This window comes from Raineyella fluvialis (genome assembly GCF_009646095.1).
GTDB lineage: Bacteria > Actinomycetota > Actinomycetes > Propionibacteriales > Propionibacteriaceae > Raineyella > Raineyella fluvialis.
Window position 1 is genome coordinate 2883080 of record NZ_CP045725.1, and the last position, 23435, is coordinate 2906514.

The 23435-nt window shown below is 68.7% G+C and carries 23 protein-coding genes and 2 pseudogenes; 21 read left to right on the plus strand and 4 right to left on the minus strand.

The features are described from left to right. Positions 1–37: 37 nt before the first annotated feature. From Rai3103_RS13180 to Rai3103_RS13270, 19 genes and pseudogenes are all read left to right on the plus strand, one after another. A pseudogene (locus Rai3103_RS13180) lies at positions 38–1344 on the plus strand (homoserine dehydrogenase). 1 nt (position 1345) lies between these two features. Next, positions 1346–2239 carry a homoserine kinase gene (thrB, locus tag Rai3103_RS13185; protein WP_153572974.1) on the plus strand — a complete coding sequence of 298 codons (894 nt, stop codon included), beginning with the start codon at positions 1346–1348 and terminating at the stop codon, positions 2237–2239. 360 nt (positions 2240–2599) lie between these two features. Then, entirely contained in the window at positions 2600–4570 is a 1971-nt protein-coding gene (gene rho, locus Rai3103_RS13190; protein WP_277873027.1) for a transcription termination factor Rho, read from the plus strand. Between the two features lie 164 nt (positions 4571–4734). Further along, positions 4735–4953 (plus strand): 50S ribosomal protein L31, encoded by a 219-nt coding sequence (gene rpmE, locus Rai3103_RS13195; RefSeq protein WP_153572976.1) that lies wholly within the window; start codon positions 4735–4737, stop codon positions 4951–4953. Positions 4954–5052: 99 nt separating this feature from the next. Further along, positions 5053–6158: pseudogene (gene prfA, locus Rai3103_RS13200) on the plus strand (peptide chain release factor 1). Next, the gene (prmC, locus tag Rai3103_RS13205) at positions 6155–7036 is read left to right on the plus strand and encodes a peptide chain release factor N(5)-glutamine methyltransferase (RefSeq protein ID WP_153572977.1); all 882 of its coding nucleotides are present in this window, start codon (positions 6155–6157) and stop codon (positions 7034–7036) included. The pseudogene prfA and the gene prmC overlap by 4 nt, the downstream one beginning before the upstream one ends. A 14-nt stretch (positions 7037–7050) precedes the next feature. Continuing rightward, a complete protein-coding gene (locus tag Rai3103_RS13210) occupies positions 7051–7905 on the plus strand; it encodes an L-threonylcarbamoyladenylate synthase (protein WP_153573761.1) in 855 nt (284 codons plus the stop codon). A gap of 2 nt (positions 7906–7907) precedes the next feature. Further along, positions 7908–9041 (plus strand): MraY family glycosyltransferase, encoded by a 1134-nt coding sequence (locus Rai3103_RS13215; protein ID WP_153572978.1) that lies wholly within the window; start codon positions 7908–7910, stop codon positions 9039–9041. A 93-nt stretch (positions 9042–9134) separates the two neighbouring features. Continuing rightward, positions 9135–9638, plus strand: coding sequence for a hypothetical protein (locus Rai3103_RS13220; RefSeq protein ID WP_194793141.1), 504 nt, complete (start codon positions 9135–9137; stop codon positions 9636–9638). Between the two features lie 9 nt (positions 9639–9647). Continuing rightward, positions 9648–9962 (plus strand): hypothetical protein, encoded by a 315-nt coding sequence (locus Rai3103_RS13225; RefSeq protein ID WP_153572980.1) that lies wholly within the window; start codon positions 9648–9650, stop codon positions 9960–9962. Between the two features lie 69 nt (positions 9963–10031). Beyond that, on the plus strand, positions 10032–10865 hold the full coding sequence (gene atpB, locus Rai3103_RS13230) for a F0F1 ATP synthase subunit A (RefSeq protein WP_153573762.1): 834 nt from the start codon (positions 10032–10034) through the stop codon (positions 10863–10865). 86 nt (positions 10866–10951) lie between these two features. Continuing rightward, positions 10952–11173: an ATP synthase F0 subunit C gene (gene atpE / locus Rai3103_RS13235; RefSeq protein WP_153572981.1), complete on the plus strand. Its 222-nt coding sequence runs from the start codon at positions 10952–10954 to the stop codon at positions 11171–11173. 8 nt (positions 11174–11181) lie between these two features. Next, the gene (locus tag Rai3103_RS13240) at positions 11182–11718 is read left to right on the plus strand and encodes a F0F1 ATP synthase subunit B (RefSeq protein WP_153573763.1); all 537 of its coding nucleotides are present in this window, start codon (positions 11182–11184) and stop codon (positions 11716–11718) included. After that, the gene (locus tag Rai3103_RS13245) at positions 11715–12518 is read left to right on the plus strand and encodes a F0F1 ATP synthase subunit delta (protein ID WP_153572982.1); all 804 of its coding nucleotides are present in this window, start codon (positions 11715–11717) and stop codon (positions 12516–12518) included. The genes Rai3103_RS13240 and Rai3103_RS13245 overlap by 4 nt, the downstream gene beginning before the upstream one ends. 81 nt (positions 12519–12599) lie before the next feature. Beyond that, positions 12600–14234: a F0F1 ATP synthase subunit alpha gene (gene atpA / locus Rai3103_RS13250; RefSeq protein ID WP_153572983.1), complete on the plus strand. Its 1635-nt coding sequence runs from the start codon at positions 12600–12602 to the stop codon at positions 14232–14234. 1 nt (position 14235) lies between these two features. Then, the gene (locus tag Rai3103_RS13255) at positions 14236–15189 is read left to right on the plus strand and encodes a F0F1 ATP synthase subunit gamma (RefSeq protein WP_153572984.1); all 954 of its coding nucleotides are present in this window, start codon (positions 14236–14238) and stop codon (positions 15187–15189) included. A 19-nt stretch (positions 15190–15208) separates the two neighbouring features. Further along, positions 15209–16660, plus strand: coding sequence for a F0F1 ATP synthase subunit beta (gene atpD, locus Rai3103_RS13260; RefSeq protein ID WP_153572985.1), 1452 nt, complete (start codon positions 15209–15211; stop codon positions 16658–16660). A 3-nt stretch (positions 16661–16663) separates the two neighbouring features. After that, positions 16664–17095 carry a F0F1 ATP synthase subunit epsilon gene (locus tag Rai3103_RS13265; RefSeq protein ID WP_153572986.1) on the plus strand — a complete coding sequence of 144 codons (432 nt, stop codon included), beginning with the start codon at positions 16664–16666 and terminating at the stop codon, positions 17093–17095. A gap of 143 nt (positions 17096–17238) precedes the next feature. After that, entirely contained in the window at positions 17239–17724 is a 486-nt protein-coding gene (locus Rai3103_RS13270; RefSeq protein ID WP_153572987.1) for a DUF2550 domain-containing protein, read from the plus strand. A gap of 7 nt (positions 17725–17731) precedes the next feature. On the opposite strand, the gene Rai3103_RS13275 is transcribed toward Rai3103_RS13270, so the two are convergent. Further along, positions 17732–18433 carry a cob(I)yrinic acid a,c-diamide adenosyltransferase gene (locus Rai3103_RS13275; protein WP_153572988.1) on the minus strand — a complete coding sequence of 234 codons (702 nt, stop codon included), beginning with the start codon at positions 18431–18433 and terminating at the stop codon, positions 17732–17734. A gap of 98 nt (positions 18434–18531) precedes the next feature. Between Rai3103_RS13275 and Rai3103_RS13280 the strand changes: the two genes are divergently transcribed. After that, the gene (locus Rai3103_RS13280) at positions 18532–19254 is read left to right on the plus strand and encodes a peptidylprolyl isomerase (protein ID WP_153572989.1); all 723 of its coding nucleotides are present in this window, start codon (positions 18532–18534) and stop codon (positions 19252–19254) included. Here Rai3103_RS13280 and Rai3103_RS13285 read toward each other — a convergent pair. Next, positions 19232–20056 carry an alpha/beta fold hydrolase gene (locus tag Rai3103_RS13285; RefSeq protein ID WP_153572990.1) on the minus strand — a complete coding sequence of 275 codons (825 nt, stop codon included), beginning with the start codon at positions 20054–20056 and terminating at the stop codon, positions 19232–19234. The genes Rai3103_RS13280 and Rai3103_RS13285 overlap by 23 nt on opposite strands. A 327-nt stretch (positions 20057–20383) precedes the next feature. On the opposite strand from Rai3103_RS13285, the gene nucS reads away from it, so the two are divergent. Then, positions 20384–21100: an endonuclease NucS gene (gene nucS / locus Rai3103_RS13290; protein WP_153572991.1), complete on the plus strand. Its 717-nt coding sequence runs from the start codon at positions 20384–20386 to the stop codon at positions 21098–21100. A 15-nt stretch (positions 21101–21115) separates the two neighbouring features. On the opposite strand, the gene Rai3103_RS13295 is transcribed toward nucS, so the two are convergent. Continuing rightward, the gene (locus Rai3103_RS13295; protein ID WP_153572992.1) at positions 21116–22585 is read right to left on the minus strand and encodes a DivIVA domain-containing protein; all 1470 of its coding nucleotides are present in this window, start codon (positions 22583–22585) and stop codon (positions 21116–21118) included. Between the two features lie 150 nt (positions 22586–22735). Continuing rightward, on the minus strand, positions 22736–23230 hold the full coding sequence (mce, locus tag Rai3103_RS13300; RefSeq protein ID WP_153572993.1) for a methylmalonyl-CoA epimerase: 495 nt from the start codon (positions 23228–23230) through the stop codon (positions 22736–22738). Positions 23231–23435: the final 205 nt, after the last annotated feature.

Consider the following 23435-nt stretch of genomic DNA (forward strand, 5'->3'; position numbering starts at 1 on the left):
CCATGCCGTTCCCGATGAACCACAGTGAGGTTGACAGATGAATGAACCGGTCGGGCGCCCGCTGGGCGTGGCGCTGCTCGGCTGTGGCGTGGTCGGCTCGCAGGTGGCGCGCCAGCTGCTCGAGCATGCGGACGACCTGGCCGCACGTGCCGGGGCGCCACTGCGTCTCGTCGGCATCGCCGTCCGGCGCGCGGACCGTGAGCGGCCCGGACTGCCGGCCGAGTTGTTCACCACCGACGCCCCTGCCCTGATCGCTCGCGATGACGTCGACCTCGTCGTCGAGGTGGTCGGCGGCATCGAACCCGCCCGCGCCTGGATCCTGCAGGCCCTGACCAGCGGCAAGTCGGTCGTGACGGCGAACAAGGCGCTGCTCGCAGAGGACGGCCCGACCCTGGTGGCCGCCGCCGATGCCCACGGGACCGACCTCTACTACGAGGCGGCCGTCGCCGGCGCCATCCCGATCGTCCGCCCGATGCGGGAATCCCTCGTCGGTGACCAGGTCACCCGGGTGATGGGCATCGTCAACGGCACGACGAACTTCATCCTGGACAAGATGCACACCGCCGGGGCCGGCTTCGCCGAGACCCTGAGCGAGGCGCAAGCCCTCGGCTACGCCGAGGCCGATCCCACCGCCGACGTCGAGGGCTACGACGCTGCCGCCAAAGCGGCGATCCTCGCCACCCTGGCGTTCCATTCCCGGGTCAGCCTGGGCGACGTCCACCGCGAGGGCATCACCGACGTGTCCCGGGCCGACATCGCCGCCGCGGAATCGCTCGGCATGGTCGTGAAGATGCTGGCGATCTGTGAACTGGAGCAGCAGCCCGACGGTGGCCGGCGCGTCTCGGCCCGGGTCCATCCGGCGATGCTGCCGGCCCACCATCCCCTCGCCTCCGTCGGTGGGGCGTTCAACGCGGTGTTCGTGGAGAGTGAGGCCGCGGGGCAACTGATGTTCTACGGTCAGGGCGCCGGCGGTGCGCCGACCTCGTCGGCGGTCCTGGGTGACCTGGTCACCGTGGCCCGGCATCGTGTGGTCGGGGCCTGGGGCCTCGCTCGGCGGTCTACCAGGAACTCGAGGTCGCTCCGATCGGGGACGTGATCACCCGGTTCCACATCGCGCTCGAGGTGGAGGACACCGTCGGCGTACTGGCGAAGGTCGCCAAGGTCCTCGCCGACCACAACGTCTCGATCATGACGATGCGCCAGGAGGACGCCAGCGGCACCGCCCGCCTGGTGCTCGGGACGCACACCGCGCGGAATGCCGATGTCGAGGCGACCGTCGACGAACTGGTCGCCATCCCCGAGGTGTACGAGGTGTCCAGCCTGATGCGGGTCGAGGGGCGCTGAGGTGCAGATCGTCGTCCGCGTCCCCGCTTCCTCGGCCAATCTCGGTCCCGGGTTCGACTGCATGGGCATGGCCCTCGACTGGTTCGACGACGTCACCCTCACCACGCAGCCGGCCGGCATCGACGTCGACGTCACCGGCGAAGGGGCCGAGGACGTCCCGCGGGACGCGTCGCACCTGATCGTCTCGACGTTCCTCACCGGCCTGGAGTCCCTCGGCGTGACGCCCCCCAGGGGGCTGCGGCTCACCGCCCACAACTCGATCCCGCACGGCCGGGGGTTGGGTTCCTCCTCCGCCGCCATCACCGCCGGACTGTTGCTCGCATGGGCGTACGCCCATCCCGCCTCCCAGCCCGACCGCAAGTGGATGGAGCGGATCGGCACCCGGCTGGAGGGCCACGCGGACAACGTGGCCGCGGTGATTCTCGGTGGCCTGGCGATCGCGTGGGGGACCGCCGACGCCGGCCGGGCGATCTCCGCCCCCTTGTCCGGCGATCTGCGGGCGCTGGCCTACATCCCGCATCGCGCGGTCCCGACGCGCCGGGCCCGGGAGGCCCTACCGGCCCAGGTCAGTCACGCGGACGCGACGGCGAACACCGGCCGGGCAGCACTGCTGGTCCATGCGTTGGCCCAGCGTCCCGACCTCCTGCTCGACGCCACCGAGGACTGGTTGCACCAGCGCTACCGGGCCGAGCTGATGCCGGAGTCGGCTGCTCTGGTCGCCCAGCTGCGGGCGGGGGGTCATGCGGCGATCATCTCGGGCGCCGGGCCGACCGTCATCGTCCTCGGGACCGAGGAGATGCTCGACGAACTCGCGCGCACCCCGTTCAAGGGGTTCGACCGGCGGCTGCTGCACGTCGGGGGGCCGGCGCACATCGTGTCGATCTCGGAGAACTGACCGTCACTCTCGTGCGGCCGTGTACGGTTTGGGATTCCGGTGCTAGGCTGTGTCCAGCGCATCGCCCTTCTGGCGACGCACAGCGCCCGGATCATCATGGTCAGAGCATTTCGTGATCGAAGCATTCCTCGTCTGAGACTGTGGGGAAACGTCACGATCGCTCGCGATCGTTCGGTGGTGGGCGTGCGTGGCGCGGTTCCTGACCCCTGGATGTCATTCCCGGATGGGCATTCCTGGAGGATCGCGTCGCGAAATCCGAACCAAAGGGCCGTCGATGGCCCAGGACCGGTGTGACGTCCGTAGTGAGTCCCGGTCCCCGAAAGGAATCCCGTGACCGAAACGTCGAATGCGACGACTGCGGTGGACAACGCCCCGAAGCAGGCGTCGAAGCGCGCCTCCGGTGGCCTCGAGGCCAAGGTGCTGCCCGAGTTGCGTCAGATGGCCGGCGGCCTGGGGGTCAAGGGGACCTCCGGGATGCGCAAGGCGGACCTGATCGCCGCGATTCGGACCGCCCAGGCGGGGCAGTCCGCCGGCGCCGGCGCCCAGGGCGCCAACCCGCCGAGCGGACGGGGGAGCCGACGCGCCCAGGGGGCGCCCGTGAAGGTGTCGGCATCCGAGGACCGCGCCGGGGCCGACGCCCCCGAGGGCGGTCGCGACCGCGCCGAGCAGCCGGCTCTCACGCCGGCCCAGCAGCCGAGCGACCGCAGCGAGACCGAGGCCACTTCGAGGCGCGAGCGGGCGTCGAGCACACGTGAGCGTGATGCCGGCCGGACTGGGGAACAGTCCCGTGGGGGCTCTGATGACCGTTCGCAGGGTGCTGACCAGGGTGACGGCGAGCGTCAGCGCGGGGAACGTCCGGCCAGGCAGCGCGAGGGTCGCGACGGTGTCCGGCAGGATCGCGAGGCAGGCGCGGGCCGGCAGGATCGCCAGGATCGTGAGGGCACCGGCCGCCAGGACCGGCAGGACCGGCAGGACCGTGAGGGCACCGGTCGCCAGGATCGCCAGGACCGGCAGGACCGTGAGGCGGGTCGCCAGGACCGGCAGGACCGGCAGGGCGGTGACACCGGCGACGGTACGGGCCGGCGGAGCCGTCGGAGACGAGGCCGGGACCGCCAGAGCCGCCGCACTCCCGGTGCCGGCGGCCGCGCCACCGGGATCGATCGCTACGAGAACGAGCCCACCGTGTCCGAGGGCGATGTGCTGACCCCGGTGGCCGGTGTCCTCGACGTCCTCGACAGCTATGCCTTCGTCCGCACCTCCGGGTATCTGCCCGGCTCGGACGACGCGTACGTCTCGCTCGGCATGGTGAAGAAGTACGGGCTGCGCAAGGGCGACGTCGTCACTGGCGCACTTCGACAGCCCCGGGAGGGCGAGCACAAGGCGAAGTTCAACCCCCTGGTCCGGATCGACTCCATCAACGGCACCGAGCCGGCGGCGATGAAGGAGCGCCCGGAGTTCAACAAGCTCACGCCGCTCTACCCCGACGAGCAACTGCGGCTCGAATCGGACCCGGCGAACATGACGGGCCGGATCATCGACCTCGTCTCCCCGGTCGGCAAGGGACAGCGTGGCCTGATCGTCTCCCCGCCGAAGGCCGGCAAGACCTTCGTGATGCAATCGATCGCCAACGCGATCGCCCGCAACAACCCTGAGGTGCACCTGATGGTCGTGCTCGTCGACGAGCGACCGGAGGAGGTCACCGACTTCGAGCGTACGGTCACCGGCGAAGTCATCTCGTCGACCTTCGACCGGCCGGCTGATGATCACACCACCGTCGCGGAACTGGCCATCGAGCGGGCCAAGCGCCTGGTCGAGCTCGGCCGTGATGTCGTCGTCCTCCTCGACGGCATCACAAGGCTGGGCCGGGCCTACAACCTGGCAGCCCCCGCCTCAGGGCGGATCCTGTCCGGCGGTGTCGACTCCGCCGCCCTCTACCCGCCGAAGAAGTTCTTCGGCGCGGCCCGCAACATCGAGAACGGCGGTTCGCTGACCATTCTCGCCACGGCTCTGGTCGAGACCGGCTCGAAGATGGACGAGGTGATCTTCGAGGAGTTCAAGGGCACCGGCAACATGGAGCTGCGGCTGCGCCGCGAGTACGCCGAGAAGCGGATCTTCCCGGCGATCGACGTGGTGCAGTCGGGGACCCGGCGCGAGGAGCTGCTGCTGGGCACCCACGAGCTGGCGATCATGTGGAAGCTGCGCCGGGTGCTGTCCAACATGGAGGGTCAGCAGGCGCTCGAGATGCTGCTCAAGCAGATGAAGAAGACGCAATCGAACGCCGAGTTCCTGATCCAGATCTCCAAGAGCACGCCCAACCGGGACGGCTTCTGATCGATCGCCTCGGAAGCGGCTCCCATCGGGGAGCCATTCCGGTGGGGAACAATTGGCGCACGTGCGACGTTTGGGGCATAGTTGTCCCTTGGTCCGGTTCACGCCCGCAGGGCCCTCCACCCTGATCGGACGACCCGGCGCCACCACACGACAAGGAGAAGGACATGAAGCAGGGGATCCACCCCGACTACCACGAGACGACGGTTGTCTGCACCTGTGGCAACACGTTCACGACTCGTTCGACCGCCCCCGGCGGCCAGATCCGCGCCGACGTCTGCTCGGCCTGCCACCCCTTCTACACGGGCAAGCAGAAGATCCTCGACACCGGTGGCCGCGTCGCCAAGTTCGAGAAGCGCTACGGCAGCTTCAAGAAGGGCAAGTAGTCCTCCGGCAACGCCGGGGTGCAGCGACGCTGCGCCCCGGCGTTCGTCATTCCCGCAGTCAGCCCCGCCACGAGCCCTCGCCCGCCCCAGGAGGTTCCGATGTCCGAGCCCACCGAACGCCTGCAGTCGCTGCTGGCCGCCGTGACGCCGTTGCGCGAGGAGTACCGGGAGGTAGAGGTCCGGATGGCCGACTCAGCGGTGCTGGCGGATCAGCGGGCGATGCGTCGGCTCGGCCGGCGCTACGCCGAGCTCGGCCCCGTGGTGCGGGTGGCCGACGAACGTGACCGGGTGACCGATGACCTGGCTGCGGCGGTTGAGCTCGCCGAGGAGGACAGCGGCTTCGAGGCGGAGGCGGAGGCACTGCAGCAGCGACTCGACGAGCTCGATGCGCGGCTGACGACGCTGCTGGCCCCACGCGACCCGAACGACCCGCTGGACGCCATCGTGGAGATCAAGTCCGGTGAGGGCGGCGAGGAGTCCGCCCTGTTCGCGGGGATCTCTTCGGCATGTACCGGCGGTTCGCCGAGGGCCGCGGATGGAAGATCGAAGTCCTCGACTCCCAGGACACGGACCTCGGTGGCTTCAAGTCCATCACGTTCGCCGTGAAGGCCCCTGCCGCGGGCGATCCCGACCTCATGCCGTACGGCACGCTGAAGTTCGAGGGAGGCGTGCACCGTGTCCAACGGGTCCCGGTGACGGAGTCCCAGGGCCGGATCCACACCTCGGCGGCCGGGGTGCTGGTGATGCCCGACGTCGAGGACGACGACGCCATCGAGATCGATCCGGACGACTTGCGGATCGACGTGTACCGCTCCAGCGGCAAGGGCGGCCAGGGCGTCAACACGACCGATTCGGCAGTGCGGATCACCCACCTGCCCAGCGGCATCGTCGTCACCTGCCAGAACGAGCGGTCGCAGTTGCAGAACAAGGAGCAGGCGTTGCGCATCCTGCGTGGTCGCCTCGTCGCTCGCGCCGAGGAGGATGCGGCTGCCGAGGCCTCGCAGGCACGTCGGTCGCAGGTACGGACGGTCGACCGCTCGGAGCGGGTGCGGACCTACAACTTCCCCGAGAACCGGATCGCCGATCACCGGATCGGCTACAAGGCGCACAATCTGGACCAGGTGCTCAATGGTGACCTCGGTCCGGTGATCGAGGCCCTGCAGGCCGCCGACACCGCCGAACGGCTGCGTTCGGCGGCATCATGAACCCCGCCGAGGGCTCGAGCCCCCTGCGAGCGACGGTCCTGGCTCGACGGGGTGCCGATCGGCTCCGCGGCCGGGTGGCCTCCCCGGACGTCGATGCCAGACTGCTGCTCGCCCACGTCCTGGGACGTCGGCCCGGCGACCTCGTGCTGGTCGATCCTCCGGATCCGGACGAGGTCGACCGTTACGAGCAACTCCTGTCCCGCCGGGCCGCCGGTGTACCGCTCCAGCACCTCACCGGCGAGGCGTGGTTCCGCGGCATCCGTGTGGCCGTCGGTCCCGGTGTGTTCGTGCCGCGACCCGAGACGGAATCGGTGGCTGGGGCGGCGATCGAGGCCGCTCGGGCGGTGGTTGCTGCCGGGCGTCGGCCCAGGGTCGTCGAGCTCTGCGCAGGTTCCGGGGCGATCAGCGCCGCGCTGGCGGACGAGGTGCCCGGCTGTGAGCTGGTGGCCGTGGAGATCGATCCGGTAGCGGCTGGATGGGCCCGGCAGAACCTGGCGGGCAGCGGCGTCGAGGTGCGGGAAGGTGACCTCGTGGATGCCCTCCCCGAGTGGGACGGCACGGTCGACGTCGTCGTGGTCAACCCGCCGTACGTCCCACTGCCCGCTCGCGCAACGCTCCCGCGCGAGGTCTCAGGCCACGATCCCGCCCTGGCCGTCTTCTCGGGTGAGGACGGTCTCGACGCCATCCGGGCCGTCGAACGGACCGCTCGCAGACTGCTGCGGGCGGGCGGTCTGCTGGTCTGCGAGCACGACGACACCCACGGCGAGTCCGCTCCGGCGATCTTCTCCGGCGCCGCCTGGCGCGACGTCGTGGATCATCCGGACTTGTCCGGGCGACCGCGGTACGTGTCGGCGACGCGGTCGTCAGTGGCAGGATGATGGGCGTGAGCGACATGTCGCAGGACAACAAGGACATCGGGGAGGCGGTCGTCCCGCCGGCCCCACAGCCGCGGATCGTCGACTGCACCCAGGGCGACCTGGAGCCGGCCCTGGCCACGGCCAAGGAGGTCATCTCCGAGGGCCGGGTGATGGTGATGCCGACGGACACGGTCTACGGCATCTGTGCCGACGCGTTCGACGCGTACGCCGTCCAGCGCCTGCTGACCGCCAAGCGCCGCGGCAGGGACATGCCGCCGCCGGTGCTGATCGGCGACGAGGGCGTCATGGCGGCGTTGGCCGTCGACGTCCCGATCGGGGCGAACCGTCTCGTGGAGGCCTACTGGCCCGGGCCGCTGACGATCATCTGCAAGGCCCAGTCGAGCCTGCGGATGGATCTCGGGGACACCCACGGGACCATCGCCCTGCGCGTGCCCGACAACGACCTCGCTCGCGCCGTCCTGCGGCGCACCGGTCCGTTGGCCGTGAGCAGCGCCAATGTCTCCGGGCAGCCCGCGGCGACGACCGTCGCCGAGGCCGCCGACCAGCTCGGCCTCGACGTGTCGCTGTATCTCGACGGGGGACCGACTCCCGGACCGGTGCCCTCGACCATCGTCGACTTCACTGCCCACCCGGAAGGGCGCGTGGTCCGCGAGGGCGTCATCACCCTGGAGCAGTTGCGCGAGATCCTTCCCGGCCTGCTCGCACCCGTCGAGCCGTCCCAGAGTTCCGTTGAACCACCGGTCGCCGACTCGGGCACCGCCGAGCGGACCACCGCGGAGCCGGCGCAGGCCACCGCCGGGGATCCGTCAGACACCACCGGGACGTCGCCGGTCGGCGAGCCGGCGGCCGAGGACCGCCGGACCACCTAACAATGCGCGAGTACGTCCTCGTCCTGCTGGTGGCCGCCGCGGTCACCTATCAGCTGAGCGGCTGGGCACGGCGCACGGCGATCCGCTTCGGAGCCGTGGCGAAGGTCCGCGCCCGTGACGTCCATATCGTCCCGACCCCCTACTTCGGGGGTGTCGCGATGCTGGTCGGCGTGGCGGTCGCCTTCCTGCTCTCGATGAACCTGCCGTTCCTGGGGCGCCACGAGATCGTCCGGCACGATGCCGCCTGGATTCTTGTCGCGGTCGCCGTGCTGTGCGCCGTCGGTGTCCTGGACGACCTGCTGGACATCAGTGCCATCACCAAGTTCGCCGGTCAGGTGTTGGCCGCGGGCATCGTCGTCCAGGCCGGCGTGCGGATGCTGTGGATCCCGCTGCCCAACCGGATCATCTCGTTGAGCACGGCGAGTTCCATCGTGCTGACGGTCTTCTTCGTCGTGATCTGCACCAACGCAGTGAACTTCGTCGACGGGCTGGACGGCTTGGCGGCGGGAGTCGTCGGGATCGGGGCGGCGGCGTTCTTCACCTACTCCTACATCCTTGCCGTGGAACAGGACCTGGTCCGCGCGACCACCGCGAGCGTGGTCTCGGTGGCGATCGTCGGGGTCTGCCTGGGCTTCCTTCCTCACAACGTGCACCCCTCGAGGATGTTCATGGGTGACTCGGGCTCGATGTTGCTCGGGTTCCTGCTGGCCATTTCGACAGTGAGTCTCACCGGGCAGTTCGACTCATCCAAGCTCGAGGCCGGCGGCGGGGACCTGCTCCCGGCCTACCTACCGCTGGTGCTGCCCATCGCGATCCTCGGGCTGCCGCTGCTCGACCTGGTCCTCGCCTGGATCCGGCGCGCGAACCAGGGGAACTGGTGGTTCGTGGCCGACAAGGGCCACCTGCACCACCAGTTGCTGCGGCGGGGCTATTCCCATCGCGGCGCCGTCACCGTGATGTACCTGTGGACCGCTCTGCTCTCCTTCGGAGTGATGACGATCGGCCTCACCCGGAGCACCTGGGTGATCGCGGCATGGATCGCGGCAGCCGTCGCTGTGGTCGTGATCACACTGGGGCCCGGACCCCGGATCTTCCGTGCCGCCTCTCGGCGTCGTGCGGCACATGAGCAGCAGTGATCGACACCTTGTGCTACGTTTCACAAGCGGATGCCGGACGGTTCCGCAACGGGCCTCCAAGGGAGTGGGAAGCACCGCAGGATGAGTACGGTGATGGATGAGCATGTCGGGGACGGAGCTGCGTCCCCCGTCGAGCCGCCATCCGGTCGTCCCCACCCCGGTGCCTCGACCCTCCTGGCCCGCCGGTTGCTCGTCGTCGGCATGGTCGGTGGTCACGTCGGGCTGCTCGGATCGACGATCGTCTTCGGAGCCCTGCGCGGGGGAGTGGGTGCCGCCTCCGCCGCCGTCGGCGCGGTGATCGCCATCCTCTTCTTCAGCCTGGGCCAGTCTGTCGTTCTCCGATACGCCGAGCGTGAGGGAGCCGCGCTCCTGGTCGCTGCCCTGGCCTCGTACGGGATCCGTGTGTCCGGGCTGGCCGGCGCCGTCGCCCTGTACGAGAAGTCCGGGCTCGCGCTGCTCGACCGCACCGCCACCGCGCTGGGCATCATCGCCACTGTTCTGCTCTGGACAACGGCTGAGGTGGTCACCTTCGCGCGGATGCGAATCCCCGTGTATGACCTCGGTTACACCGACGGCCGTCCGAGCAGCGGGGAGTGACTCTACGACATGGCAACTGATAGTGTCCGAGACGCGCTGAAGGACGAGGAGGTCGACAACGTGGATACCCGGCGCCACAAGCCCGGCAAGCCCGAATCCTCGTTGGTACCTCCCGGTGAACCCGCCGGGATGGAGACGGGAATGCGTATCCTGTCCTACCTCGCCTCGGGCCTCATTCTCTACGGCGGTCTCGGCTGGCTCGGCGACAAGTTCCTGGGCACTGAGTTCCTGCTGCCCCTCGGACTCATCATCGGTCTGGGGCTGGCCATGTTCGTGATCATCAAACGGTACAACCACGATCCCGGCGACAAGCCGAAGAAGTAGTCCGGAAGAGACCATGACGTACGACATCGAAGTTGAGGAGGAACGGTGGGTCCGTTGACACTGCCGGCTCTGGTGGGAGCGCTTGTCCCGCTGGAAGGCGGAGCATTTGAAACCCCGGGCGTGAAGGATTTCCGGTTCTTCTGTGAGGGCAGCCCCCAGGTCGCCAGCGGGGAAGCGGTCGCTGGTTGCACCTTCGGCGTCGACTGGATGAACAAGCCGTTCTGGCAGGCGATCATCGGCGCCGGGCTGGTCATCGTGCTGTGGTACCTCGCGTCCCGCAATCTGAAGAAGGTCCCCACCAAGGGGCAGTTCTTCTGGGAGTACGTCTACGACTTCATCCGCAACGGTGTCGGCCGCGACATCCTCGGCCCGGAGTACCGCCGCTACCTGCCCTACCTGCTGGGCCTGTTCAGCTTCCTCGTGGTGAACAACTGGTTCGGCGAGACCTTCGTGTTCATGCTGCCGACGTTCTCCAACATCGGGTACGCGTGGGCCCTGGCGATCATGTCCTGGTTCATCTACATCGGTGCCGGCATCAGCAAGCACGGCTTCGGCCACTACATGAAGATGCAGCTCATCCCCGAGGGCGTCCCGGTGTACCTCTACCCGGTCATCGTCCCGCTGGAGTTCCTGTCGAACTTCATCACCCGGCCGCTCACGCTCGGCTTGCGTCTCTTCGCCAACATGTTCGCCGGCCACCTGGTCGTGATGGTGTTCGTGATCGGCGGCGCCTACCTGCTGACCTTCCCGCACAACCCGTTCTACAACGTGTCGGGCGCCGTCTCCCTGTTGTTCAGCTTCGCGATCCTCTTCCTCGAGCTGTTCATCGGCTTCCTGCAGGCGTACATCTTCACGGTGCTGACGGCCCAGTACATCCATTCGTCCCTCGCCGAGGCGCACTGACGCCTGGGCGGGCTCCCTCCCCACCACAGTTCTCTTCTCACTGCAACCAAAAATCCCTGAGAAGAACCATCCGAAAGGAACGAGTAATGCCCCTTCTCGAAATCGCTGGCAGCATGAACATGCTCGGCTACGGCCTCGCCACCCTCGGCCCGGCCCTCGGCGTGGGCTGGATCTTCGCCTCCGTGATCAACGGCACCGCCCGCCAGCCCGAGGCCCGTGGCGCGATGATGAGCACCGCGTTCATCGGCTTCGCCGTGGTCGAGGCCCTCGCCATCATCGGCATCGCCCTGGCGTTCGTCCTTAAGTGATGATTTCGATGGTGCCGCAGGAACTCAACCTCGGCCCCCTCCTGCCCACCCACCCCGCGGAGATCATCGTCGGGTTCGTCCTGATGGTTCTGGTCTTCCTGGTGATGTGGAAGGCGGTGGTGCCGGCTTTCGAGAAGATGTACGAGGAGCGTCGCGCCGCCATCCAGGGTGGCATGGACAAGGCCGAGAAGGCCCAGGAACAGGCGCAGGCGGCGCTGGCCGAGTACAAGGCCCAGCTCGCCGAGGCCCGTACCGAGGCGGCCCGCATCCGCGAGGACGCCAAGAACCAGGGCGCGCAGATCATCGCCGAGATGCGTGAGCAGGCCAACGCCGAGGGCGAGCGGATCATCGCGACGACCAAGGCGCAGATGGAGGCCGAGCGCAAGCAGGCCATGGGTGAGCTCCGTAACGAGGTGGGTGGACTCGCCACCACCCTCGCCGGTCGGATCGTCGGGGAGTCCCTCGACGACGATGAGCGGGCCCGGCGTACGGTCGAGCGCTTCCTGGCTGATCTGGAGTCGCAGACGGAGACGGAGAAGGCATGAGCCCCCAGACGGATCGCAACGAGCCCCGGCTGAACAGCCTGGACCAGGCCCTGGATGCGCAGAACGTGCACCCGGGCCTGGCCGAGGAGTTGTTCTCGATCGCCGACCTGTTCGGTTCGGACCCCGCCCTGCGGCGTGCGGTCACCGATCCCGGAGCACCGGTGGAGGCTCGTCAGCAGCTCGTCGGCCGGTTGCTCGACGGCAAGGTCTCGCCCGAGGCCGTCGCCGTCCTGCGAGCGGCCGCCGGTCTGCGCTGGCGCACGGCGGGGACGTTCGTGTCCGCCGTCGAGCGCCAGGCGATCCGGTCTGCTCTCGCCCAGGCACAGGTCGCGGGTCAACTGGACCAGGTGGAAGAGGAACTCTTCCGTCTGAATCGGACCGTGGCCGGGTCGGCGGAGCTGCGCGATGCGCTCTCCGACGGCCGGCGCCCGCTCAGCGACCGACAGGTCGTGGTCGCCCGACTGCTCGACGGTAAGGCGGCGCCGGCGACGGCGGTCCTCGCTCGTCGTGCGGTGGTCGCCCGGGAGCGCACCTTCGCCAACACCATGGACGGCTACCTCGCCCTGGCGGCGGCCCAGCGCAGCCGTGCCGTCGCCACTGTGCGGGTCGCGCGGCCGTTGACGGCCGAGCAGACGGCTCGCCTCCAGAACGCCCTGAACAAGCAGCTGGGTCGCGGGGTCAGCATGCACGTCGTCGAGGACCGCTCGGTCCTCGGGGGCGTCCGTGTCGAGGTCGGCGACGAAGTGATCGACGGGACTGTGGCGTCCCGGCTGGACGAGGCCCGCAAGCTGTTCTCCTGACGGCGCAGCCCGACCCGGTCGCCGGGTGACACCGGCCCTGAACTACGACACTCACAGACAACGAGAACAAGGACGCAGAAGATGGCGGAACTTACTATTCGTCCGGAGGAGATCCGGAACGCACTGGACCAGTACGTCCAGCAATTCACTCCGGAGACCTCCTCTCGTGAAGAGGTGGGCACGGTTGTCACCTCGGGCGACGGCATCGCCCGGGTGGAGGGCCTTCCCTCCGCGATGGCCAACGAGCTGCTGCGCTTCGAGAACGGCACGCTCGGCATCGCCCAGAACCTCGAGGCGCGTGAGATCGGCGTCGTGGTGCTCGGTTCGTCCGAGGGCATCGACGAGGGCCAGACCGTCCGTCGCACCGGCGACGTGCTGTCCGTCCCGGTCGGCGAGGGGTACCTCGGCCGCGTGATCGACGCGATGGGCAACCCGATCGACGGGCTCGGCGAGATCACCGGCATCGAGGGCCGTCGTGCCCTCGAGATCCAGGCCGCCGGCGTGATGGATCGCCAGGAGGTCCGCGAGCCCCTGCAGACCGGTATCAAGGCCATCGACTCGATGACCCCCATCGGGCGCGGCCAGCGCCAGCTGATCATCGGTGACCGTAAGACCGGCAAGACCGCCATTGCCATCGACACGATCATCAACCAGAAGTCCAACTGGGAATCGGGCGACCCCAAGAAGCAGGTCCGCTGCATCTACGTCGCCATCGGCCAGAAGGGCTCGACCGTCGCCGAGGTGCGCGGCGTGCTGGAGCAGGCCGGCGCGCTGGAGTACACCACCATCGTCAACGCTCCGGCGTCCGACCCGGCCGGCTACAAGTACATCGCCGCGTACGCCGGTTCGGCCATCGGACAGCACTGGATGTACCAGGGCAAGCACGTCCTGATCGTGTTCGACGACCTGACCAAGCAGGCCGAGGCCTACCGGGCCATGTCGCTGCTGCTGCGTCGTCCGCCGGGCCGCGAGGCCTACCCCGGTGACGTGTTCTTCCTCCACTCCCGCCTGCTGGAGCGCTGCGCCAAGCTCTCCGACGCGCTGGGTGGTGGCTCGATGACCGGCCTGCCGATCATCGAGACCAAGGCCAACGACGTGTCGGCCTACATCCCGACCAACGTGATCTCGATCACCGACGGCCAGATCTTCCTCCAGTCCGACTTGTTCAACGCGAACCAGCGCCCGGCCGTCGACGTCGGTATCTCGGTGTCCCGCGTGGGCGGCGCCGCCCAGACCAAGGCGATGAAGGGTGTCTCCGGCACCCTGAAGATCGACCTGGCCCAGTACCGCGACCAGCAGGCCTTCGCGATGTTTGCGTCCAGCCTGGACGAGGCCACCAAGCGTCAGCTGGAGCGTGGCGCTCGCCTCACCGAGCTGCTCCGCCAGAAGCAGTACTCGCCGTACCCCATGGAACAGGAGGCCGTCTCCGTGTGGGCCGGCACCACCGGCAAGCTGGACGAGGTCCCGGTCGCCGATGTGCTCCGCTTCGAGAAGGAGTACCTCGAGTACCTCGGCCGCAACACCGAGCTGCTCACCACCATCCGCGACAGCGGCAAGCTCGAGGACGAGACCAAGTCCGGCCTCGAGAAGGCCCTGGACGCCTTCCGTCAGGAGTTCCGCACGAGCGAGGGCAAGCCTCTGGGCACCGAGCCCGAGCCTCGGAAGATCGGCGACGAGGACGTGGAGCACGAGCAGATCGTCGTGAAGAAGGCCTGACGTGGCTACCCTTCGCGAACTCCGTGATCGGACGAGGTCCGTCCAGACCACGAAGAAGATCACCCGGGCGATGGAGCTCATCGCCGCGGCGCGGATCCGCAAGGCCCAGCAGGCCGCCGAGGCCGCCGACCCGTACACCCGGGAGCTGACGCGCGCCCTGCAGGCCGTGGCCAGTCGCCCGGACATGGATCATCCGCTCCTCACCGAGCTGGAGCATCCGAAGCGGTCCGCTGTGCTGCTCGTGACCTCCGACCGTGGCCTTGCGGGCGGGTACTCGACCAGCGTCCTGAAGGCGGGGGAGTCCGTACGGCACTACCTCACCGTCAAGCACCATCGGGAGATGGAGGTCTACATCACCGGTAAGAAGGGTGTGGGCTTCTACGAGTTCCGGGGCCGGGACATCAAGCAGTCCTGGGAGGGATTCTCCGATTCCCCCTCCTACCGGGACGCCGACGAGATCTCCCAGAGGCTGTTGGAGGCCTTCCTGACGCCGACCGAGGAGGGGGGCGTGGACGAGATCTTCCTCGTCTTCACCCGCTTCGTGTCGCGGGTGAAGCAGGTCCCGCAGATCATCCGGCTGCTGCCGCTGGAGGTCGTCTCCGAGGAGGAGGCCGCCGAGCGCGCGGAGAGCGGGGCGCTGATGAGCGAGCTGCATCACGCGCCGGTCTTCCAGGAGGATCGGGTCGAGAACCCGTTCGACTTCGAGCCCAGCCCGGAGGAGGTCCTCGACACCCTGCTGCCGCTCTACATCGGCAACCGCGTGTACTTCGCGCTGATGCAGGCCGCGGCGTCCGAGCTGGCCGCCCGTCAGGCCGCCATGAAGTCGGCGACCGACAACGCCAACGAACTGATCCGAAACCTGACGCGAGAGGCCAACCAGGCACGTCAGGCAGCGATCACCCAGGAAATTACCGAGATCGTGGGTGGCGCCGCCGCGCTGTCCGAGAGCGCGTGAGAGCGAGTGAGTGAGAAATATGACTGCGATTGCTGAACAGAACGCCGAGGTGAAGCCCGGCGCCACCGGCCGCGTCGTGCGCGTCATCGGCCCGGTGGTGGACGTCGAGTTCCCGCCGGACGCCATGCCCAGGATCCTCAACGCACTGACCCTCGAGGTCGAGGTGATGGGCGACAAGAAGACGATGACCCTCGAGGTCGAGCTGCACATCGGTGACAACACCGTGCGCGCCATCGCACTGAAGCCGACCGACGGCATCGTCCGCGGCCAGGAGGTCGTCGACACCGGTGCGCCGATCTCGGTGCCGGTGGGCGAGGTGACCAAGGGCAAGGTCTGGAACGTGACCGGCGACGTGCTGAACGTCGACCCGGCCTCGTTCGAGGTGACCGAGCGCTGGCCGATCCACCGCGAGCCGCCGTCGTTCGACGCGCTGGAGTCCAAGACCGAGCAGCTCTACACGGGCATCAAGGTCCTCGACCTGCTCACCCCCTACGTCAAGGGTGGCAAGATCGGCCTCTTCGGTGGCGCGGGTGTGGGCAAGACCGTGCTGATCCAGGAGATGATCTTCCGTATCGCCCACAACTTCGGTGGCACCTCGGTGTTCGCCGGTGTGGGGGAGCGGACCCGTGAGGGCAACGACCTCATCTTCGAGATGGAGGAGGCGGGCGTCCTCAAGGACACCGCCCTGGTCTTCGGTCAGATGGACGAGCCGCCGGGCACGCGTCTGCGCATCGCCCTCTCCGGTCTGACGATGGCGGAGTACTTCCGCGACGTCCAGAACCAGGACGTGCTGCTCTTCATCGACAACATCTTCCGGTTCACCCAGGCCGGTTCCGAGGTGTCGACCCTGCTCGGCCGGATGCCGTCCGCGGTGGGCTACCAGCCGAACCTGGCCGACGAGATGGGCGCCCTGCAGGAGCGCATCACCTCCACGCGTGGTCACTCCATCACGTCGATGCAGGCCATCTACGTGCCGGCCGACGACTACACCGACCCGGCCCCGGCGACCACCTTCGCCCACCTCGACGCCACCACCGAGCTCAGCCGCTCGATCGCGTCGCGTGGCCTCTACCCGGCCGTCGACCCGCTGACCTCGACGTCGCGCATCCTCGACCCGCAGTACGTGGGCCAGGCGCACTACGACGTGGCCACCCGGGTGAAGCAGATCCTCCAGCGCAACAAGGAACTGCAGGACATCATCGCCATCCTCGGTATCGACGAGCTGTCCGAAGAGGACAAGATCACCGTCAACCGCGCTCGGCGGATCCAGCAGTTCCTCTCGCAGAACACCTACACCGGTGAGAAGTTCACCGGCGTGCCGGGTTCGACCGTGGAGATGCCTGAGATCGTGGAGTCCTTCCGGATGATCTGCGACGGTGAGGTCGACCACGTCCCCGAGCAGGCGTTCTTCAACGTGGGCGGTCTCGAAGACGTCTACCGCGCCTGGGACAAGATGAAGAAGGAAGGCTGAGCCATGGCCACGAGCACCCTCCACGTCGAGGTTGTCTCGGCCGAGCGCAGCATCTGGTCGGGTGAAGCGGTGAACATCATCGCTCGCACCGTCGAGGGCGACATCGGTATCCTCCCGGGTCACTCCCCGTTGGTCGCGCTGCTGCAGCCGTCCGCGGTGGAGATCTTCACCCTGGAGGGCAATCGTGAGGTCGTGGCCGTGGACGGCGGATTCATCTCCGTCGCCCAGGGCCGGGTCTCCGTGCTGAGCGCCTTCGCGAGGCTCGGTCACGAGATCGACCAGCACGAGGCCGAGCAGGAGTACGTCGCGGCCCGCGAACGCCTCGAACACGAGGCGGACGACGAGGAGACCCGCCAGCACTTCAACCGCGCCCGCGCCCAGGTGCGCGCCGCCGAGAAGTACACCGGGCAGGCGAGCCCCGAGCTCGCAGTCTGACGGATCGAGCTGCGGCGAGCCGGCCGTCACCGCTCAGAGGGCGGGACCACCTTCGGGTGGTCCCGCCCTCGGGCGTTCGCGGCCGTGTGCTGGGGACCAGATCGGCGGTTCTGCAGAGGGGCGCCCATCAGTAGAATGTGGCCATGTATCTGGCCGTCCTCAAGTTCTGCATCGTGGCACTTGTCGTTCTGGCCATCCCTGTCATCCTGATCGTGGCGCGTCGGATCTGGCTGGTACGAACAGTAGGAGCCTTCGACTGCAGCATGATCATGGAATCCGCGACTCCGGGCACCCGATGGGTGCCCGGAGTCGGTCGTTTCAAGGGGGAGGAGCTGTGGTGGTACCCGGATTTCGGGTGGTCGTTCTCCCCGCGTCTGCGCTTCCCCCGCGATCGCACGATCGCGCTGCCCAGCCGTGACCTGACCGGGACCGAGATCGCCCCCGAGTTCGCCGACTACCGGGTCGTGCCCCTCAGCCGCAAGATCGGCGGCGGGACAGCGGTATGGGACCTGGCGATGGCCCCGCCCGCCGTCACCGCCGTGCTGAGTTGGCTGGAGGCGGCGCCGCCCGGGATGGGCCATCACCGCCCGCAGATGCCCCCACCCCCGGAGCGACGGCAGCGCCCCTGACGGGGCCTCACTCCTCCTCGGAGCGCTCCGGCGCGTCAGGGGTCTCGAGGGCGTTGTGCTGTGCCGTGATGCGGGCCCGTCGGCGCAGGCCTCGGTGGTCCTGGGGGAGTCGCTCGCCACCGGGGACCCAGAGGATGTCACCGGCCTCCCCGTTGACGACGCGGGTCAGGATGAACAGCAGGTCGGACAGGCGGTTGAGGTAGGTCACGGCCAGCGGGTTGACGCCGCCGATCGCCTCGTCGTCAGACGCGGACTGGGTGCCGTACGTCTCAATCGCCGCCCAGGCACTCCGCTCGGCACGCCGGGTGACGGTCCGCGCCTGGTGGAGGTGCGCCGCCGCCGGGACGCCGCCGGGGAGGATGAAGGAGGAGAGCGTCGGCAACTGCTCGGTGAACTCGTCGCACCAGGCTTCGAGCCGATCGATCGAGGCCTGTTCGATCCGCAGCGGGGGATAGGGCGGATTGTCCGACAGCGGGTTGGACAGGTCGGCGCCGACGTCGAACAGTTCGTTCTGGATCAACCGGAGGATCGAGACCACCTCGTCGGGCATACCGTCGGTGGCCAGGGCCACGCCGAGGATCGAGTTCGCCTCGTCCACATCCCCGTAGGCCGTGACGCGGGGGTCGGTCTTGGCGGCCCAGGACATGTCGGAGAGCCGAGTCCGTCCGGTGTCACCGGTACGGGTGTAGATCCGGTTGAGGTTGACCATGGGGCCAGCCTAGAGGATGGTCCGCGGCGCGGCCGGTGGGCGGGCACGCGGTAGATTCCGGTCAGGACGTAGGCCTGGTCGGCGCGAAGGGTGGAGACATGGGTGCACGATCCGGCTGGGGGGCGGTCGCCTCGACGGTGGTCGGCCTGGTGCTGCTGACCGGCTGCGCACCCGGTGCATCCGGCGGGCCGACCGGGGCGGCCACGGCGGCGCCCTCCGCCACCCGCTTGGCTACCCCCGCCGGCGGCACTGGGACAGGGACGTCGGTGGGCTGTCGTTACGTGCGTGCCGGCGATCCGGCCCGTCCGGTGGATCCGCCCGCGTCGTCGGCGCCGTCCTCGGGCACGGTCGCGATGACACTGTCGTTCGCCGTGGGCAACGTGACGGTGACGATGGACCGGGCCGAAGCGCCGTGCACCATCAACAGCGTCGAGTCCCTCGCCGGGCAGGGCTTCTACACCGGGACGTCCTGCCACCGGCTCGCCGACAACGGGCTGTTCATGCTGCAGTGCGGCGACCCGACCGGTACCGGCGGTGGGGGCCCCGGTTACCGCTTCGCGGACGAGGTCGCTCCTCGGACGACGTATCCAGCCGGGACCGTGGCGATGGCCAACGCCGGTGCCGACACCAACGGTTCCCAGTTCTTCCTCGTCTACCAGGACTCGCGGCTTCCGCCGGCCTACACCGTCTTCGGCCACCTCGACGACGCCTCGACCGCGGTGATCGGCAGGATCGCGGCGGAGGGCCAGGACGGGTCCTGGGGCGACGGCACAGGTCGGCCGAACAACGCCGCGGCTATCACCGCCGTGCGGCTGGGCTGACGTCTCGGCGCAGGACGAAGCGCTCGAGGGCGGCGGTGAACACCTCGCGCCGCTCGGTGTGCACCCAGTGGCCGGAATCCTTGATCGTCACCTGGAGCGTGTTGGGGAAGTACCGCCGCATGGCCGGCGCGTACTCCGGGAGGACGTAGTCGCTGTTGGCACCCTTGATCCACAGCGTCGGACCGTCCCAGGTGCCCTCCACCTCCTCGGGCCAGCCGAGGACCTTGTTGAGCTCCGCCGCCAGCATCCGGATGTTCGGCTGCCAGTACCAGGAGTCGCCGTCGCGGGCGAGGTTCTGCAGCACCCACTCCCGCAGACCGCGATCGGGCAGGAGCGGACGCATCATGGCGGAGGCCGACTGACGGTCAGTGATCTGTCCGAGGTCGAGCGCCTCGATCGCCGCAACGATGTCCGCGAACTGCCGGTGCCCGTGGTAGACGACCGGTGACATGTCCGCGACGACGAGCTTCTCGACCAACTCGGGGTGGCGCAGCGCCACCAGCATCGAGATCTTGCCGCCCATCGAGTGGCCGACCAGGGTGACGGGCCGTCCTCCCACCTCGGGTGACCCGACCAGCCAGCGCGCGACGATGTCCGCGGCCTCGGGATAGTCGAAGTGCTCCGTCCACAGCGACCGGCCATGGTTGGGCATGTCCAACAGCACCGTGGAGGCTCCGTGCAGCCCCAACTGACGGGCGATCTGGGCGAAATTGCGCCCCTGGCCGAGGAGGCCGTGGCAGAACACGACGAGCGGGCCCTCGGTGCCGAAGGTGATCGAGAAGAGGTCGGGGACAGTGGTCATGGGCGGCGGCTCCAGCAGGATGTGTGCCAGTGCCGACGCTGCGCCACGGCGCTGTCGGCCCCGGGTCGGGGATCGTGCGGCCAGACCACCAGATGGGGGACGCCCGGCCGGATCTCATGGTTGCAGCCCGGGCAGACATATGTCTTCACCGCGTTCTGCCCCGACATCGTACGCACCACCCAGTGCCCGTCGGTCTTGGTCTCGCCGCGGGCATGGCTGGTCCCGAGCGGCCGGGGGGCGCGTAGGTGCTTGCTCGGCCGCCTCTTCATCCGTCCCCCTCAGCACGCTCCGGTGTCTCGGCCCAGCATAGTCAGGTAGCGTGAAGCGGTGCGTTTGGTGATTGCTCGCTGTCAGGTCGACTACTCAGGGGCGCTGACCGCCCATCTGCCGATGGCCAACCGGCTGATCATGATCAAGGCGGACGGCTCCGTGTCGGTGCATGCCGACGACCGGGCCTACAAGCCGCTGAACTGGATGAGTGCCCCCTGCTCGATGACGGTCCGTGCGGCAGAGCCGGACGAGGCGGCGGTGACCGAGGACCTGGACGCGGCGATCACCGAGGTCTGGACCGTACGAGGGGCCGGCAAGGAGCCGTCGAAGCTCCAGATCGCCATCGCCGAGGTACTCCATGACACCGAGCACGAGTTGGGCGTCGACCCGGGCCTGCAGAAGGATGGCGTCGAGGCCCATCTGCAGGCCCTGCTCGCCGAGAATCCCGAGACGTTCGGGGTGGGCTGGTCGCTGGTCCGGCGGGAGTACCCCACTCCGATCGGTCCGGTCGACCTGCTCTGCAAGGACGCTGACGGCGGCTACGTCGCGGTCGAGGTGAAGCGGCGTGGCGAGATCGACGGCGTGGAGCAGCTCACCCGCTACCTCGAACTGATGCGGCGCGACCCGCGCCTGGGTCGCGTCCACGGCGTCTTCGCCGCCCAGCAGATCAAGCCGCAGGCGAGAGTCCTCGCCGAGGACCGGGGGATCAGCTGTGTGACGGTCGACTACGACGCGCTGCGGGGGCTGGACCACTCGGAGGATCGGCTGTTCTGACCCGGCTGGACCGGATCAGGACTCAGCGTGCGACCCGCCCTTCGGGGCGCCTGAGCCCTGAGCCGGCGACACGCGTCGGATCTGGGTGGGGGCCTCCTCCTCTGCGGCGAGGCGCTCGGCCCCGGCGCGATCGAGGACGACCGTCTCCTCCACGACTTCCGTCTCATCGGTGTCCATGGGCAGGTCGACCACCGGATCGCGGCCCAACTCGTCCAGCGCACCGAACTCCATGTCCGGGAAGTCCTCGGCCGTCGTCCCGGCAAGGGCCGACAGGTTCGAGAGCTGGGCGAGGATGGCGTGCTTGCGCTGGGTGAGCATGTCGGTGTCCCGGCGCAGCCTGCTCTGGCGCTCCGACCAGCGGTCGGCCACCAGTTGATGGGCCGCTTCCGCCTCCTTGTGTGCCTGGTTCACCAGCTGCTGACCCTCGCGTGAGGCGAGGATCTTCGTCTGTTCGGCCTCGGCGATCGCCTCGCTGCGCAGTCGCTGGGCGCGTTCGGTCTCCTCGGCGATGTTGGCGATCAGTGCCTCGTGTCGGGCGGTGGCATCGGCCAGCATCCGCGAGGTCTGCTCCTGGACCCGTTCCTTCTCCCGGATCAGTGCCGCGAGGGTGGTCTCCCGCTCGTCCGCCAGTTCCGTGCGGATCCGGCGGACCTCCTCGGTCACCTCGTCGTGCAGCCGGGCCGCCTCCGTGCGCGCCGAGTTCTGCAGCAGGGTCGTCTCCGCGCGCGCCTCGTCGCGCAGCTTCGTCGCTTCAGTGCGGGCGTCGGCGAGCATCACCCGTGCCTTCTCCTCGGCCTCGGCGACCGTACGACGGGCTCGTTCCTCGGCCTCCTCGATGGTCGCCCGCGCTTGCGCGGCGGTGGCGTCACGCATCTCGCTCGCGGCCCGCTCGGCTGCGGCGATGGTCGCCTTGGCCTCCACCTCCGCCGTCGAGCGGACCAGCTCCGCCTGCGCATCGGCCTGGCCGGTCACGTCCTCTGAGTGCTCGCGCGCGGTGGCGACCAGCGCATCCGCCTCGGTCCGGGCGGCGGCGAGCATCTGGTGGGTCTCGCCGTCCCACCGTTCGCGCAGCGCCCGGGCCTCGGCCAGCGTCATGGTCCTCAGGTCCTCGGCGTCCCGCTCAGCGTTGTTGCGGATCTCCGCGGCCTGTTGACGGGTCTCCGCGAGCATCTGCTCCGCCTGGGAGTTGGCCCGGTCGATGATCTCGCGGGCCTGCGCTTCGGCGGTCGACAGGATCTGCGTGGTGTGCGTGCCCAGCCGGGTGAAGTCCATCTGGACCGGCTTGTCCATCTCGGAGCGCTGCTGGTCCACCGTCCGGCGGAGGTCGCGCTGGACGCGCTTCAGGTCCGAGATCTGCGCCTCCAGCGAGTGGAGGTACTCGTCCACCGACGCCTTGTTGTAGCCGCCCCAGGCGGCTGTGGGGAAACTCCCGACAGCGCTGGCGGTCTCGTCGAAGAGGTCGAGTCCCTCGTTGTCCGATGCCACTGCGTCTCCATTCGTTCGTGGGCGACTGGTCCCAGGCTACCCAGCCGTGGGGACAAAACGACGGACCACCGCGCGCGCCGGGGTGATCCCGGACGGTCACGGTGGTCCGTCGGTGTGTCGGGGGCGGACCGACAGGCCCGCCGTGGTGCCTCAGACGATGGGCAGGAAGCCCTCGGGATCGGCCGGGCGCTCGACGAGTTCGAGGAGGACGCCGCCGGTGCTCTTCGGGTGGCAGAAGTTGATCCGAGAGCCGTACGTCCCGTGCTTCGGGGCGTCGTAGAGCATCTTGACCCCGCGGGAGGTGAGGACCTCGGCGGCCTTCTCGACGTCCGCTACGCGGTAGGCGACCTGCTGGATGCCGCCGCGGCCGCCGTTCTTGGCCAACCACTTGCCGATGGTGGACTCCTCGCTCAGCGGAGCGAGCAACTGGATCTCGGCGTCACGGTCGGTGAAGTCGTGGCGGTTGGTGCCGAGCATGACCTCCTCGACCCCCTGCTCCTCGTTCTTGCCGCGGAAGATGACGTGCCAGCCGAAGACCTCGGTGTGCAGCTTGATCGCCTCGTCCATGTCCGGCACCGCGAAGCCGACATGGTCGACGCACAGGAAGATGTCCTGGTTGTCGGAAACAACAGATGACTCGCTCATGGCTCAAGCTTTCCACAGCCGGACGTGTCCGGGGCATGGGGGGTCCCGGCCCCAAGGAACGCTGGCGGACTAGGCTGGGAACGATCCGCCAGCCCCTGTACGCGACACCGGAAGGACGTCCCCCGTGGCCCGTACCCAGCCCACCGTGCCGGAACTCATCGAGGGAGCACGCCAGCGCAAGCCGCGCGCACTGGGACGGCTCATC